Genomic DNA, 13,483 nt, shown 5'->3' with positions numbered 1-13,483 from the left:
AAATAACTTACATAAATGCCGCTATCCGATGTTGACCTGGCGGCCGGCCTTCGATCGCAAGTATCCCGGCTGGTCAAGCTCTTGCGCAAACAGACGCGCAACGACGACCTCCTCTCCCTCACCGAGCGCGCGACCCTGTCGCGGATCCACGAACACGGCGACATCCTCCCCGGCGAGCTCGCGACCATCGAAAAGGTCAGCACCCAGGCCATCTCCCAGGTGCTCAACCGACTGTTGGAACTCGGTCTGATCAACAGGACCCCTTCCGAAGAAGACCGGCGCAAGGTCATCGTCACCCTGACCGAGACCGGGAAACGCGGCGTCCGTCAGCGATTGCAGGAAAAACAGGAATGGCTCGCGCGGTCGATCACCGAGAAATTGACCGCCCGGGAAAAACAAACCCTTACCGAGGCCATAGACATTTTGAATAAATTGATAGGATGATCAACACCTTTAGGGCTTTTCGAAGCCGCAACTACCGTCTTTATTTCGTGGGCCAGTCCATCTCCCTCATCGGGACCTGGATGCAACGCACCGCCGTCAGTTGGATCGTATACATCGTGACCCACTCCACCTTTATGCTCGGGGTCACCCTTTTTGCCACCCAGTTCCCGTCCTTCCTGCTCTCCCTCGCGGGGGGCGTGGTGTCCGACCGCTACAACCGCTTCCGCGTCCTCCTAGGCACACAGGTCGCGTCCATGCTCCAGTCCCTCGTCCTGGCCCTCCTCGTTTTTGTCGAGGGCGATCACCTCAGCGTATGGGTCATTATTTCCCTGGGCACCGTGCTCGGCGTCATCAATGCTTTTGACGTCCCCGCCCGCCAGGCCCTCGTTTATGAAATGATTGCCGACAAGGAAGACCTCCCCAACGCCCTCGCGCTCAACTCTTCCATGGTCAACCTCTCCCGCCTGATCGGCCCCGCCATCGCGGGTTTTGTGCTCGAAAAGCTCGGCGGCGCGACGTGTTTTTTGTTGAACGCCCTCAGCTTCGTGGCGGTGATCAGTTCCTTGTTGCTCATGAAACTTCCCCCCTACGTGCGCAAACCCCGTACGCAAAACTCCTTTGCCGACATGAAGGACGGTCTTCGCTACCTCGTCACCCACCGCGAGCTCGCCTCCCTCATCCTTATGCTGGCGCTGATGAGCTTACTCGTGCTTCCTTTCAATACGTTGCTGCCCGTATACGCCAAGGTGATCTTCCACGGCACCGCCTCCACCTTTGGGATCATCGACTCCTTTATCGGCATCGGCGCCCTTGGCGGGGCCATTTTCCTTGCCTCCGTCCCCACCGGCAGCAACCTCCGGCGCATCCTCCTCATCAACACCGCCATCTTTGGCTTCGGGCTCATTGCTTTTTCCTACATGACCAACTACCCCCTCGCCCTCGCCTGTATGACCGCTTCGGGTTTTGGCATGATGTCCCAGACGACCGTCACCAACACCCTGCTCCAGACAAAGGCCGCGCCCCAGATGCGCGGCAGGGTCATCAGTTTTTTTGCCATGTCCTTTTTCGGGATGCAGCCCCTGGGGAGCCTCCTCATCGGGAGTGTCTCGCAGGTGATCGGGACGCCGCGGACGATCCTGGCGGAAGGGATGATCGCCGTCGTCATTGCCCTCGTGTTTTCCTACTATGTGCGGAAGGCGCGGCTGGAGCGGGAGCAGAGGGCGACGCTTGCGGCGGCCGCCGAAGGCGCTGCCGCGTGAGCGGCGGCACCAGGCCGCTTTGGTCATGGCCTCCGATGGCGTGGCGACGGCACCCGGCGACATAGCCGCGCTACCGCGCGCTTTTGAAGGTACACCCACCCCCAGGTAAATTTTCCTTTTTTTTAATTGAATGAACGTTCATTCAATTATTTTTGCAAAAAAAAGGACTCCCCGCATGCGCCCGTACGACACCCAAAAATGGTTCCTCCTGCAAAACAAGGCGATAGAAGTACTCGTCAGGGAGGGCTTTACCGGGTTTAGCATGCAAAAGCTGGCGCGGGAAGCCGGTCTGTCGGTGGGAAGCATCTATACCTATTACCAGGACAAGGACGAGCTCCTTTTACGGTGCTTTGGACACGCGGTGGGGATGGAAACCGGAGCGGCCCTGCGGTTGTTCCGCCCGGACATGGGGTTGGAAAAATGTTACAACTGAATCATCTGAGCCTTTCGGTGCCGGATGTAGCGGCGACAAAAGCGGTATTCGAAGAATTCTTTGGCTTTACCTGCAAAACCATAAAAGGGGACAACGTCATCGCCGTGCTGAGGGGCGAAGGCAATCAGTGCGTGGTGCTCACCACGCAAAAACAAACGGAGGCCTATCCCAAAGACTTTCACTTCGGCTTTATCGTAAAGACCCAAAGCGAAGTGGACGACACCTACCAAAAACTGGCGCAGGCGGGCTTCGCAGGAGAAGCACCGCGTAAGATCCGGGACTCGTATGGCTTTTATTTCCACATCCCGGGCAACATCCTTACGGAAGTAAGTTGTCCGTTGTAAACGCCAGCGGTAACAACCCCCGCGCATCTTCCACGACCCATACGGGACCAAATTCCCCGCCCATGAGCAAGCGGAGAGGCCGCCCGGTGCGACCCTGGAACTCCAGGAGGGACTGGCGGCAGATGCCGCAGGGACTGATGGGTTCGCGGCTGCCCGCGGCCGTGACGGCCAGGGTGTCGATGGGTTCGCCGGGATACAGCGTGGACGCCACGGACAGAAGGGTGCGCTCGGCGCAGATACCGACAGGATAAGACGCATTCTCCTGGTTGGACCCGGAAACAATGGCACCGGATTGCATCCGCGCGGCGGCGCCTACACGGAACCGCGAATAGGGCGCGTAGGACAGCCGTGTGGCGTCTAGGGCGGCGCGCATCAGCGCAGCGTCCTCCGAAGGAAGCGCGTCGACCGAGTCGTAGACGGTATAAGACAGGTGAAAGTCGCGCGTAGCCATTAGTGTATCATCCGCATAATCCTTTTCCACCTTAGCCCCCCGGGCCCATAGCTCATCCAGATCATGGACGCGCGGCCAACCACGTGGTCCTCCGGCACGAAGCCCCAGTAACGGGAGTCGAGGGAGTTGTGACGGTTGTCCCCCATCATCCAGTAATAGTTCATCTTGAAGGTGTAGGTGTCGGTGGCCTTGCCGTTGATGGTGATTTGCCCGTTTTTCACCTCCAGGTCATTGTGCTCATATACGGAAATGACGCGGTAGTAGAGGGCGATGTTGGCGGGGGTGAGGGTGATGGTGGCGCCCTTCGCGGGGATCCAGACCGGGCCGTAGTTGTCGCGGTACCAGCGGCAGTGGGCGCGGTCGTACGGGAACAGGTCGGTGGAGTCGTTGATGCGTTCGTCGAGGACGACCGAGGTGACCATGGGCAGGTGTTTCACGTCGTCCACCATGGAGGGCGTGAGGTTGATAAAGTAGCTGCCGTTGCCCTCGTAGTTATAGTTGCCGCCGTTGGTATTGCCCGCGGCGGTGTCGCTCTCCAGGTCGATGCGGAGGTCTTGTTCGATAAAGTCGTCGGGGATGGGTTTGCCGTTGGTCGCGACGTGGTAGTACATCTCGGACTCGGGGGGCAGGCCCTGGTCGACGCTGTTGATAAAGACATGGCCGTGACGGACACTCAGGGTGTCGCCGGCGATGCCGGTGCAGCGTTTGATAAAGTTTTCCTGTTTGTCGACGGGACGGGTGATGAGGGGATAGCTGTCGGGGTCGTTCAGGATGGTATTACGGCCCAGATCGCGGACGGCGGAATAATAGGTCCGGATGGATTGGTAGTTGGGGAGGTCGATCACGGTATCGCCCACCGGAAAGTTAAAGACCACGACGTCACCGCGCTCCACGGGGCGGGGAAATACGCGGTAATAGGGCCAGTGGACCCATTCCAGGTAGGACTTGCCGTCGGTGACGGGCATGGTATTGTGCACAAAAGGAAAGCTCAGCGGCGTCTCGGGGATCCGGGGGCCGTAGCTGAATTTGCTCACGAACAGGAAGTCGTTTACCAGCAGGGTCTTTTCCATCGAGGGCGTGGGGATCACGTAGGCCTCGAATACAAAGGTCCGGATGATGGTGGCGGCTACGATGGCAAAGACCGCGGCGTCGATCCATTCGCGGACCACGGACTTTTTGTACAGCTTGACCTTCTCGGGGCCGATGTAGTGGATGTTCTTGCTAAACCCAACGTAGGGCAGGTAAAGAAAGGGGACAAAGACAACAAGGGCGTGCTCGATCAGCGTATAGCGCCCGAAGTGTTTGACGAATTCGATGGTCAGGGAAATGGTGATGAACTGGCCCACCACGGGAATGAACTGGAGCCAGAACCAGACCTTCTTCTTGCCCATCAGATTGACCATGATCCAGGTGTTGTAATAGGGGATCAATCCCTTCCATGCGTCCACACCTGCTTTGCGGAACATTCCATAGAGTCCGTAAAGTGATCCGATCAGTCCGAGTATAAATATGACGTAACCCATGCTGTTGTTTGTCGTTTGGAATGGGCAAATGTAACGATTCGACCCAAAAATATATAGATTTTAAAGGTCCGCTAACAATAGGCGGCTGACCTGGTCCGCCCTGTTATGGACCATCAGGTGGCCCGCGCCGGGTATAATATGGTCCGGTTTAGCCAGTCCCACCGGGAAGATCCGGTCCTTTCCGCCGTGAATATGGAGGCTCTTTCCCGGCGGGGAGGACGCCTCCCAGTTGATGATGGCGTTGATGGCCCAGCGCAGGTAAGCGGTGTTCACGCTGCGGCGGTACTCGGCGACCATGGCGTATTCGTCAGGGGTCTCGACCCCCAGGTTGTAGTTTTCCAGCGGCCCCATCCAGCGTTGGGGGTTCAGCGGCAGGAAAAGTTTGTGGAGCGGGAGCGTCTTGCCCATACGCATGTACAGGGGCATCTCGCGACGCTGTTTGACGGTCGATATAAGCCAGAGCCGGTGCAACGGGAGGTACTTGGCCATTTCGATGGCCATGATGCCCCCGAAAGACATCCCCATCAGGATGGGTTTTTCGTGACGCACGGCGGCGGTCATGCGCGCCGCGTAGGCGGCTATGGGCTCGTGTGCGAGGGGTTGCAGCCACGGCAGGTGTACCAGTTCCAGCCCCGGTAAGGTGAGGTGTTCAAATACGCGGGCATCCGCGCCAAGACCGCTGATGCAATACACGGTCATCCGGGCAGGACATAATTGTGTACGTCCTCGACTTGTATGATTTTGCCGGACAGGATGACAAGGCGTTCGACGACGTTGCGCAGCTCGCGGATGTTCCCGGTCCAGTTGTATCCTTTCAGGGCTTCCACCGCCTTGGTGTCGATGGCCTTTTTGGGTTGGTTGTATTCACCGGCGATCTCCTGCAAAAAGAAGTCGACCAGCTCCGGTACGTCTTCTTTCCGGTCGTTGAGCGAAGCCACGTGGATCAGAATGACGCTCAGCCGGTGGTAGAGGTCGAGCCGGAAGGTCTTGGCGTCGACTTCCTGCATCAGGTCCTTATTGGTGGCCGCGATAACGCGGACGTCTACGCTGATGTCTTTGTCGGCACCCACGCGGGTGATCTTGCCTTCCTGGAGGGCGCGGAGTACCTTGGCCTGGGCCGATAAACTCATATCACCGATTTCATCAAGGAAAAGGGTACCCCCATTGGCCTGTTCGAACTTCCCGATGCGTTGTTTGATCGCCGAGGTAAAAGACCCCTTTTCGTGTCCGAAGAGCTCGCTTTCGATGAGCTCGCTCGGGATGGCTGCGCAGTTGACCTCGACGAGCGGGCCCTCGGCGCGGTTGCTTTTTTCGTGGATCCACCGCGCCACCAGTTCTTTTCCTACCCCATTCTCCCCCGTGATCAATACACGGGCGTCGGTGGGCGCCACCTTTTCGATCGTTTCCTTGATCCGGACGATGCCTTCTGAGGTGCCGATCATTTCCTGGGTGCGTTTGACCTTCCGCTTTAGTGCTTTTGTTTCGGTCACCAGCGTCTGGCGATCCATGGCGTTGCGGATGGTGATGAGCAGCCGGTTCAGGTCCGGGGGTTTGCTGACATAGTCGAAGGCGCCTTTTTTCACGGCCTCGACGGCGGTCTCGATGGTCCCGTGCCCCGAGATCATGATCACGGGGACGTCCGGGTTGGCCGCCTTTGCTTTTTCCAAAAACTCCAACCCGTCCACCTTCGGCATCTTGATGTCGCAAAGGACACAGTCGTAGGTCTTCTCGTTGAATTTTTTCAACCCTTCTTCGCCGTTTTCCGCGTCCTCGATCTTGTACCCTTCGTAAGAAAGAATCTCGCTCAGGGTCTTGCGGATGGCCTTTTCATCGTCTATGATCAGTATGCTGGACATGGGGTAAATTTAGGGTATTCTGACCGAACAGCCCGCGAAGACGTTCCGTCCCGGCGCCGTATTATAGTAACGGCCGCCCGCGGCGTTGAGGTCGTTCCCCAAACTATAGACCTGGTTCAGGATGTTGTCCATCCCCGCAAAAACGTTAATTTTTTTTCGTTCCCAGCCGAGTTTCGCCTGCCACAGGTCATAAGACCCTGCCCAGGCGTCGCTGGCGTCGTCCAGGGGGAGTTTGTCCGTATACGTAAACGTGGTGTTCACATAAACGCCCCACTTGATTTTGGCATCCGCCCCGAGGACCAGGACGTTCCCGGGGACGCCGGTCAGCGGGTGCCCCACTTCCGTATTGTTGGTAAAGTGGTAGTCCTGGAGGGCGTAGGAAGCGAACACCCTTACCCCATGCAACCACGCGGTTACCTGGGCCTCCACCCCCTTCTGGCTGGTATTCCCCGCGTTGACATAGTACGCGTGACCGGCGCTGTCATACCGGGGCGTGATGGTATGCCGGAGCCTGAATTCGTAAGCCGCCAGGGTTACCTGGAGCAGGTTTTGTAAAAAATATCCTTTTACTCCGAATTCATAGTTCCATCCCTCTTCCGGCTGGAGGTGGTTGTACAAAAGCGCCGTCCCCGGGAAGATCTCCGCAATGGTCGGTGGCGAATACCCCTGGCTGACCGTGGTGTAGACGGAAAGAACCCCAGGCACAAAAACGTATTGGAGCGACAACCGCGGCAGGACCTGGGCGTCCAGGTTGATCCGCTGAGGCGTACCTATGATAAGCGGCGTGTAATGATACTGGAACGTATTGACACTCATGCCCGCCTGAACCAGCCAGCGCGGTGCAAAGCGCCATTCAGCCTGAGCATAAGGCAGGAACTGAAAGGCCTCCAGCTTGTTGTATGACTGCGTGGTGTCGGGCGTACCACGGCTGTTTCCCCAGTCATGTATAAAAGAGCGCGTGTATTGATATTCAGCCCCCAGGACGACCCGCCACGCAGCCCTGTCGTAAATCCAGCGCGTCAGCGCGTCCAGGGTGAGCTCTCTTCGCTGTTCATAGTCAGTCAAAAACGGGTTGTCAAAATGCGTACCCGACGCCAAAACGGTCGTCGCATTGGTCCACCCGCCCCCGGCATCATACCGGTTGGTGAGACCCGCAAACCACGTCTGGGCATAGATCGCCGCCTGTTGCTGGACCGCGCCCGGGATCGTCGGGGAATTGGGGCGGGCCGCCTTGGGATTTTGCGCCAGTTGTGCGGCCGTGAGCCCTCCGGGGGTTTGATAGAAAAGATCGGTATATAGCCCCAGCCAGTCGAGCTGGTCGTTTTTCGAGATTTTTATGTGGCCCCAGTCCTGGTAGGTATCCTTGTGCGACGCACTGTGATCGCGATAACCGTCCGCCTGGCTGTGGCTTTGAAACGCGGCGTTGAAAAGTCCCTTATAGCGCGCCTGTCCCATCGCATCTTCCCCCCATTGATTGTAGGAGCCACCTCTTAGCTGCACCCGGCTCCCCGTAGACGTATCCCCGTGAAAAAGGACCACGCCCCCGGTATTCGCCCCGTACATGCTGCCCCCCGGGCCCTTGAGCACCTCGATGCTTTGGAAGGTATTCATGTCCAGGACGTTGATGTATGTGTTCCCGCCCGCATCGGTCAGGGGCATATCGTCCCAATAGATCTTGACGTTGCGCACGCCGAAGGGAGACCGCAGCAGACTCCCCCGGATCGATAACCGGTAGCTTTGCGGAGAACGTTCTTCCATCCGTACACCGGGGATCGTATTCATCGCGGGGAGGAGCGAGGTACCTTGTGTCCGCTGGAGGTCTTTCTCCGTCAGGTACCCGATGGCCGAGGGGGCTTCGGACAGCCGCTGACCGGACGCAAAGCCCTGGACAACGACCTCGGGGAGCGTGTCTTTCTGAGCCATGCCCACCAAAGGCAAGGCCATTATCATGAGGACGTAGATGCCCCGGATCATATCTTTATAAACGAGACTTCTTCAAAAGTTTCGGACACGCCAAATACAGCATACGAATGGCGTTTCAACGTTTCCAGGAGTTTGCCGGTCTTTGCCGTCCCGTCGCGGAAAAAACGTTCGTGCAGCTCGATCAGGATCTGGCCGATGGAGACGGGAGAGGACAGGATATGGTCGATGATTTCGTATTCGGTCCCTTCAATATCGATCTTGACCAGGTCGACATGCTGGTGTCCGAGTTCCCGGGTGATGTCGGTAAAGGACTTCATGGGCACCAGGATCGGCTCGCTTTCGTCCACGCCTTTGTGCTTCTCGATACTCCCGGAAACATATTCCTTGTTCCTGGGCAGGTTGAACTGTACAAAACCCGTTTCTGCGTTGATCCCATAGGGATTAAAAATAAACTGGGGCGGCAGCGTTTGCCGTTTCACCCATTCGATGGACTTGGGCGTAGGATCAAAGCCGTACACGTTGCACCCGTGCTTTTCGATCATCGTCAGGTCAAACGACACGTCTTCTCCTATGCCAAAAGAGTAGACGACAGAACGGTCGTTTAAAAGATCAGGGTGTACAAAAAAACCACCATACGCATTCCCATACCATTCGTGAGGAATCGATACTTCGGTTTTTATAGGGGTGATCTGACCGGCAAAAACAGCAAGCGTCCGTTTTAGCTTTCTAATTTGTGGCTGAAGCATACCTGTTAAAGGTAATCAATTTGCCCTGATTTCCACGTCGACCACGGCATCCAATGCCTGCAGGTCAAGCGCTTCCGTACGGAGCAGCAACCGCCCGTCCTTCACCGAATACGTCACAGGAGCCCCGCTGGCAAAGGCCTTGGCCGATCGTACTTTATAGGGAAAGGGCAACGACAAGGTGTCCCCGGAAACGTGTAGTAAATGTACGAAGACGTGGTTACCCTTTTGGGTCACGGCGCCCCAGTCCTGGGGCCGTAAAAACCCGCCACGGGTGCCGTAGATGGTGCCGCCGTAGGTTTTCAGCCAGTCGCCCATCCCCTGCAGCCGCTCCTGAAACTCCGGTTGGATAACCCCGTTAGGCAGGGGCCCGATATTGAGCAGGAGGTTCGCGCCATACCCCGCCGCGCGGACCAGCAGCGTGATCAGTTCCTTGGGGCTTTTGTAGTGTTCGTCGGTGATGTTAAAACCCCAACTGTCGTTCATCGTCACGCAAGACTCCAGCGGCAGCCGCGATATGGGTTGAAAATCGAGGCCGGATTTATTTTCCCCGGGCAGGTCCTGCTCGAACATCTGGAAATCTTCACCGGGGAAGGGGGATAGGTGATGGTTGTTGCCGATCAACGCCTGCGGCTGGAGCTTATGGATGAGCGCATAAATCTCGTCGAGCTTCCAGTCGATCCGCGGCGTACGGTCGGCGGCGCCCTCGGGGGCGGTCTGGTCCCAATAGCCGTCAAACCACACACCGGCGATCTCGCCATAGTTGGTGAGGAGCTCTGTGAGCTGGTCCTTCATAAACTGGAGGTAGTGGGCATAGTCCGACTTGGCCGTGCGCCCCGTACCCTTCCCGGTGCGGCCGGTCTCGTAGGGATAGTCACTGCGGGTCCAGTCCAGCAGTGAATAGTAGACAAAAAGTTTGATGCCTTGTTTATGGCATTCGTCCGCGATCATCTTCACGGCGTCCTTTCCCCAGGGGGTATTGGTGATCTTCCAGTCGGAAGCCTTGGTATCCCAATCGCTAAAGCCGTCGTGATGACGGGTGATCAGGGTAATGTATTGCATCCCCGCGGCCTTGGCAATGCTGACCCAGGCGTGGGCGTCAAAGGCCGTAGGGTTAAAGATCTGCTGGAGGCGCTGGTAGTCCTGCACCTTGATGTTCCGGTTGTTCATCACCCATTCCCCGTCACCCAGGACGCTAAACGCGCCCCAGTGGATAAACATCCCGAAACGCGCGCTGTCAAACCAGCGGCGGGCGGCGAGGTTCTCCGGTGCGGGGGTGTATTGGGCATGCGCGGCACTGGCCACGAACAGCAATAGAACTGCGATCTTTCTCATAGGCGCAAAATAGAAAACCCGGAGGACATCCGGGCTTTTCCAAAAGAATATCGCTTAAGCTTATTTAACCTGGTACATAACTTCCTTAACCAGCTTCACCGTGCGGGGCACATCCGGCAGGTACTGCGCCACGAGGTTGGGGGCGTAGTGCATCGGGGCGTCGGCGCTGGTGATGCGGCGGACCGGGGCGTCGAGGTAGTCGAAGCCTTCCTTTTGGATGCGGTAGGCGATCTCGGAGGAGACGGAGCACATGGGCCATTGCTCTTCCACGATCACCAGGCGGTTGGTCTTTTTAACAGACTCCAGGATGGTGTGCCAGTCGAGCGGGCGGATGGTCCGCAGGTCGATGACTTCGGCGGAAATGCCTTCCTTCTGGAGCTCTTCGGCCGCGCCCAGCGCCACCTTCATCATCTTGTTGTAGGAGACGATGGTAACGTCGGTACCGGCGCGTTTGACGTCGGCTTTGCCGATAGGAATGAGGTATTCCCCTTCGGGTACTTCCCCCTTGTCGCCGTAGCCCAGCTCGCTTTCCATAAAGATCACGGGATCGTTATCGCGGATGGCGCTCTTGAGGAGCCCTTTGGCGTCGTAGGGATTGGAGACGGACACCACCTTGAGACCGGGGATGTTGGCGTAATAGCTTTCAAAAGCCGTGGAGTGCTGGGCACCCAGCTGACCGGCGGAACCGTTGGGTCCGCGGAAAACAATGGGACAACCGACCTGTCCGCCGCTCATGGCGAGCATCTTGGAGGCCGTATTGAGGATCTGGTCCAGGGCCAGGACGGCAAAGTTCCAGGTCATGAACTCGACGATGGGACGGAGGCCCTTTTGGGCGGCACCCACCGCGATGGCGGCAAAACCCAGTTCGGAGATGGGCGTATCGATCACCCTTTTGGCCCCGAATTCTTCCAGCATACCCTGGCTTACTTTATAAGCCCCATTGTATTCGGCCACTTCCTCACCCATCAGGAAAACGCGTTTGTCGAGCCGCATTTCTTCACTCATGGCTTCGCGCAGCGCTTCACGGAAAGCTATTTGTCTCATGGGCGCAAAGGTATTGGGAACGGAGGAGATAATCAAAAATGATTACCTTGACGGCATGGAACCATCAAGGCACATTCTCCTGTTTGGCGCCGGCAAATCCGCCACGGGCCTCATCGATTTCCTGACCCGGCAACCGGGCCTGTTCGTGACGGTCGTCGACGCCCGGGAAGAAACGGCACTGGCCAAAACCAAGGGCGCGCCGGGAACGAGGGCCGTCGGCCTGGACGTCCTTGCGGAAGCGGAGAAACGCCTCGCCCTCGTCCGGGAGGCGGGCGTCGTGATTTCCCTCATGCCGCCCACCTTGCACCAGCTCATCGCGTCCGACTGTCTCAGCATTGGCCGTCACCTGCTCACCGCCTCCTACATCGATGACGCGATGCGTGTGTTGGAGCCGGAGGTGCGGGCCAAGGGGTTACTTTTCCTTTGCGAAATGGGCCTCGACCCGGGGATTGACCACATGAGCGCCATGAGCCTCCTGGACGGGATCCGCGGCGAGGTGCTTAGTTTCCGCTCGCACTGCGGCGGCTTGGTGGCCCCGTCGAGCGATGACAATCCCTGGCACTACAAAATCAGCTGGAACCCCCGCAACGTCGTGCTGGCCGGCAAGGCCGGCGCGCGTTTCCGCGAAGCGGGTGTCGACCGCCAGGTCGCCTACGAGGCACTCTTCGACCCCGGTCGCCGGGTCGCCATACCCGGGCTGGGTGAGCTGGCCTGGTACCCTAACCGGGATTCCCTCCCCTACGCCTCCCTGTATGGTCTGGAGCACGTGCCCACGTTTATACGCACCACGTTGAGACACCCGGACTTTTGCAAGGGCTGGAACAAGGTGATCGGGCTGCGGCTGACCGACGAGACACCGGCTTATGATACCGATGGGTTGTCGCTGGCCGAATTCTTCCGGATACACTGCCCGGGTGCCGCGCCCGACGAACAAATGGAATACCTGGGCTGGAACGACGCCACGGAAATCAACCGCGGCCGCTGCAGCGCCGCAGACGTACTTCAATTTGCATTGGAAACGAAGCTGACGTTAAAAGAACACGACAGGGACATGGTCGTGATGTTGCACGAGATCGAGTACCGGGAACAGGGCGGGGTCAAAACAATCGCGTCCTCGCTGGTCGTAGAAGGCACCGACGCCACCCATACCGCCATGGCCAAAACCGTAGGCCTCCCCCTGGGCATCGCCGCCATGCTGTTGCTGGAAGGGCGGTTAAAGCTAAGGGGCCTGCACATCCCCACCCTACCCGATATCTACACCCCCGTGCTGGAACGACTGGAACGCGAAGGCATCGCCTTTACTTAGTCCGGGCAAACACCCCTTCCACCGACGTCCCGTAGTTGCACTGGTTCAACCCGTGCATATAGGCGATCACGACAAAATCCTTAAAGACGCGGATTTTCAGCTTGCAACCCGGGCGGCCGGGAGAGTCGTATTCCGCGGCGCTCCCATCAAAGGGCACCTGCGGGGATTTGACCATGGCCGACGCATAGTCGGGCGGTCCGCTGGCGCACCCCAGGTCTATGGAAATAACGTTGGGGGCTTGTTTGTGCAGGATGATGCCCCCCGCGGCGCCCACGTCTCCGATATGGTAGGAGTAGATACCGTCTACCCGCACCGCCTGGAAGGTCGTGTCGATCCCGGGGGGAACGGTGTCGTGGCGATAAAGGTTGCACGGGTAAGCGGTGTTGGAGACCAAGCCAAAACTGGTCCCCTGGAAAAGGGTGTCGTTGATCACCTTCCCCGAAAAACCAAGACCCATATTGCCGTCGGCGGAAAAGGTGCAGAAAAGAATTTTACCGTCGTGTTCCACGGTGCCGTATACCGGAAGACTATCCCCCTGAAAAAGGGTGTCGCCCCAACGGCCGTAACGGATCACCCCTTTGATCACGCTGTCCTTGATGGCCATCCACAGAAAGACGTGCGCGGTGTCGCGGATGCGGCCGGAAAACGTATAAAATGACCGGAGCGGCAACACTTCGTTGCGTTTGTGTTTTTTGGGCGGCAGCGGCTTGGCGCCAAAGGCGGTCGTGTCTTGATGATGGGAATGGAGCAGGTGGAACTGGGCATGCGTGCCCAGGGCCCACAAGAGGAAAGCACAGAGGACGGGAAGCTGTTTCATAAGAA

General features: G+C 58.0%; 14 protein-coding genes. 5 read left to right on the top strand and 9 right to left on the bottom strand.

Features of this window, described 5'->3' with window-relative positions; genetic code table 11:
• The first annotated feature begins 15 nt into the window (after positions 1–15).
• The 4 genes from EDB95_RS13780 (at position 16) to EDB95_RS13765 (ending at position 2,480) form a co-directional block, all read left to right on the top strand.
• Positions 16–444: a MarR family winged helix-turn-helix transcriptional regulator gene (locus tag EDB95_RS13780; RefSeq protein ID WP_133994382.1), complete on the top strand. Its 429-nt coding sequence runs from the start codon at positions 16–18 to the stop codon at positions 442–444.
• On the top strand, positions 441–1,703 hold the full coding sequence (locus EDB95_RS13775) for an MFS transporter (protein WP_133994381.1): 1,263 nt from the start codon (positions 441–443) through the stop codon (positions 1,701–1,703). Before EDB95_RS13780 ends, EDB95_RS13775 begins: the two co-directional genes overlap by 4 nt.
• A gap of 175 nt (positions 1,704–1,878) precedes the next feature.
• Positions 1,879–2,136: a TetR/AcrR family transcriptional regulator gene (locus EDB95_RS13770; RefSeq protein ID WP_162852590.1), complete on the top strand. Its 258-nt coding sequence runs from the start codon at positions 1,879–1,881 to the stop codon at positions 2,134–2,136.
• Entirely contained in the window at positions 2,124–2,480 is a 357-nt protein-coding gene (locus EDB95_RS13765; protein ID WP_133994379.1) for a VOC family protein, read from the top strand. The genes EDB95_RS13770 and EDB95_RS13765 overlap by 13 nt, the downstream gene beginning before the upstream one ends.
• On the opposite strand, the gene EDB95_RS13760 is transcribed toward EDB95_RS13765, so the two are convergent.
• The 8 genes from EDB95_RS13760 to EDB95_RS13725 all read right to left on the bottom strand — a co-directional run bounded on the left by EDB95_RS13760 (position 2,455) and on the right by EDB95_RS13725 (position 11,355).
• The gene (locus tag EDB95_RS13760; RefSeq protein WP_133994378.1) at positions 2,455–2,931 is read right to left on the bottom strand and encodes a cytidine deaminase; all 477 of its coding nucleotides are present in this window, start codon (positions 2,929–2,931) and stop codon (positions 2,455–2,457) included. The two genes, EDB95_RS13765 and EDB95_RS13760, sit on opposite strands and share 26 nt — an antisense overlap.
• On the bottom strand, positions 2,931–4,397 hold the full coding sequence (locus EDB95_RS13755) for a S26 family signal peptidase (protein WP_246073633.1): 1,467 nt from the start codon (positions 4,395–4,397) through the stop codon (positions 2,931–2,933). Before EDB95_RS13755 ends, EDB95_RS13760 begins: the two co-directional genes overlap by 1 nt.
• 117 nt (positions 4,398–4,514) lie before the next feature.
• Positions 4,515–5,153 carry an alpha/beta hydrolase gene (locus EDB95_RS13750; protein WP_133994376.1) on the bottom strand — a complete coding sequence of 213 codons (639 nt, stop codon included), beginning with the start codon at positions 5,151–5,153 and terminating at the stop codon, positions 4,515–4,517.
• Positions 5,150–6,310, bottom strand: a complete 1,161-nt coding sequence (locus EDB95_RS13745; protein WP_133994375.1) for a sigma-54-dependent transcriptional regulator — start codon at positions 6,308–6,310, stop codon at positions 5,150–5,152. Before EDB95_RS13745 ends, EDB95_RS13750 begins: the two co-directional genes overlap by 4 nt.
• Positions 6,311–6,319: 9 nt before the next feature.
• On the bottom strand, positions 6,320–8,233 hold the full coding sequence (locus EDB95_RS13740) for a TonB-dependent receptor (RefSeq protein WP_162852589.1): 1,914 nt from the start codon (positions 8,231–8,233) through the stop codon (positions 6,320–6,322).
• A gap of 47 nt (positions 8,234–8,280) precedes the next feature.
• A complete protein-coding gene (locus tag EDB95_RS13735; RefSeq protein WP_133994373.1) occupies positions 8,281–8,979 on the bottom strand; it encodes an FkbM family methyltransferase in 699 nt (232 codons plus the stop codon).
• Between the two features lie 15 nt (positions 8,980–8,994).
• A complete protein-coding gene (locus EDB95_RS13730; protein ID WP_133994372.1) occupies positions 8,995–10,311 on the bottom strand; it encodes an alpha-L-fucosidase in 1,317 nt (438 codons plus the stop codon).
• Between the two features lie 60 nt (positions 10,312–10,371).
• The gene (locus EDB95_RS13725; RefSeq protein WP_133994371.1) at positions 10,372–11,355 is read right to left on the bottom strand and encodes a pyruvate dehydrogenase complex E1 component subunit beta; all 984 of its coding nucleotides are present in this window, start codon (positions 11,353–11,355) and stop codon (positions 10,372–10,374) included.
• A 55-nt stretch (positions 11,356–11,410) separates the two neighbouring features.
• Between EDB95_RS13725 and EDB95_RS13720 the strand changes: the two genes are divergently transcribed.
• Entirely contained in the window at positions 11,411–12,661 is a 1,251-nt protein-coding gene (locus EDB95_RS13720) for a saccharopine dehydrogenase C-terminal domain-containing protein (protein WP_133994370.1), read from the top strand.
• On the opposite strand, the gene EDB95_RS13715 is transcribed toward EDB95_RS13720, so the two are convergent.
• Complete coding sequence (locus EDB95_RS13715; RefSeq protein WP_133994369.1) at positions 12,654–13,478, bottom strand: hypothetical protein; 825 nt, start codon at positions 13,476–13,478, stop codon at positions 12,654–12,656. The two genes, EDB95_RS13720 and EDB95_RS13715, sit on opposite strands and share 8 nt — an antisense overlap.
• Positions 13,479–13,483 lie beyond the last annotated feature (5 nt).

The sequence above is a fragment of the Dinghuibacter silviterrae genome (assembly GCF_004366355.1).
Lineage (GTDB): Bacteria > Bacteroidota > Bacteroidia > Chitinophagales > Chitinophagaceae > Dinghuibacter > Dinghuibacter silviterrae.
This window is presented reverse-complemented; position numbering and strand designations above follow the sequence as displayed.

Bases quoted from the DNA above. Each gene is read 5' to 3' on its own strand.
- EDB95_RS13750 (WP_133994376.1), bottom strand. From the start codon at position 5,153: ATGACCGTGTATTGCATCAGCGGTCTTGGCGCGGATGCCCGCGTATTT.
- EDB95_RS13765 (WP_133994379.1), top strand. From the start codon at position 2,124: ATGTTACAACTGAATCATCTGAGCCTTTCGGTGCCGGATGTAGCGGCG.
- EDB95_RS13760 (WP_133994378.1), bottom strand. From the start codon at position 2,931: ATGGCTACGCGCGACTTTCACCTGTCTTATACCGTCTACGACTCGGTC.
- EDB95_RS13725 (WP_133994371.1), bottom strand. From the start codon at position 11,355: ATGAGACAAATAGCTTTCCGTGAAGCGCTGCGCGAAGCCATGAGTGAA.
- EDB95_RS13715 (WP_133994369.1), bottom strand. From the start codon at position 13,478: ATGAAACAGCTTCCCGTCCTCTGTGCTTTCCTCTTGTGGGCCCTGGGC.
- EDB95_RS13770 (WP_162852590.1), top strand. From the start codon at position 1,879: ATGCGCCCGTACGACACCCAAAAATGGTTCCTCCTGCAAAACAAGGCG.
- EDB95_RS13730 (WP_133994372.1), bottom strand. From the start codon at position 10,311: ATGAGAAAGATCGCAGTTCTATTGCTGTTCGTGGCCAGTGCCGCGCAT.
- EDB95_RS13755 (WP_246073633.1), bottom strand. From the start codon at position 4,397: ATGTTCCGCAAAGCAGGTGTGGACGCATGGAAGGGATTGATCCCCTAT.
- EDB95_RS13775 (WP_133994381.1), top strand. From the start codon at position 441: ATGATCAACACCTTTAGGGCTTTTCGAAGCCGCAACTACCGTCTTTAT.
- EDB95_RS13745 (WP_133994375.1), bottom strand. From the start codon at position 6,310: ATGTCCAGCATACTGATCATAGACGATGAAAAGGCCATCCGCAAGACC.
- EDB95_RS13735 (WP_133994373.1), bottom strand. From the start codon at position 8,979: ATGCTTCAGCCACAAATTAGAAAGCTAAAACGGACGCTTGCTGTTTTT.
- EDB95_RS13740 (WP_162852589.1), bottom strand. From the start codon at position 8,233: ATGGCTCAGAAAGACACGCTCCCCGAGGTCGTTGTCCAGGGCTTTGCG.
- EDB95_RS13780 (WP_133994382.1), top strand. From the start codon at position 16: ATGCCGCTATCCGATGTTGACCTGGCGGCCGGCCTTCGATCGCAAGTA.
- EDB95_RS13720 (WP_133994370.1), top strand. From the start codon at position 11,411: ATGGAACCATCAAGGCACATTCTCCTGTTTGGCGCCGGCAAATCCGCC.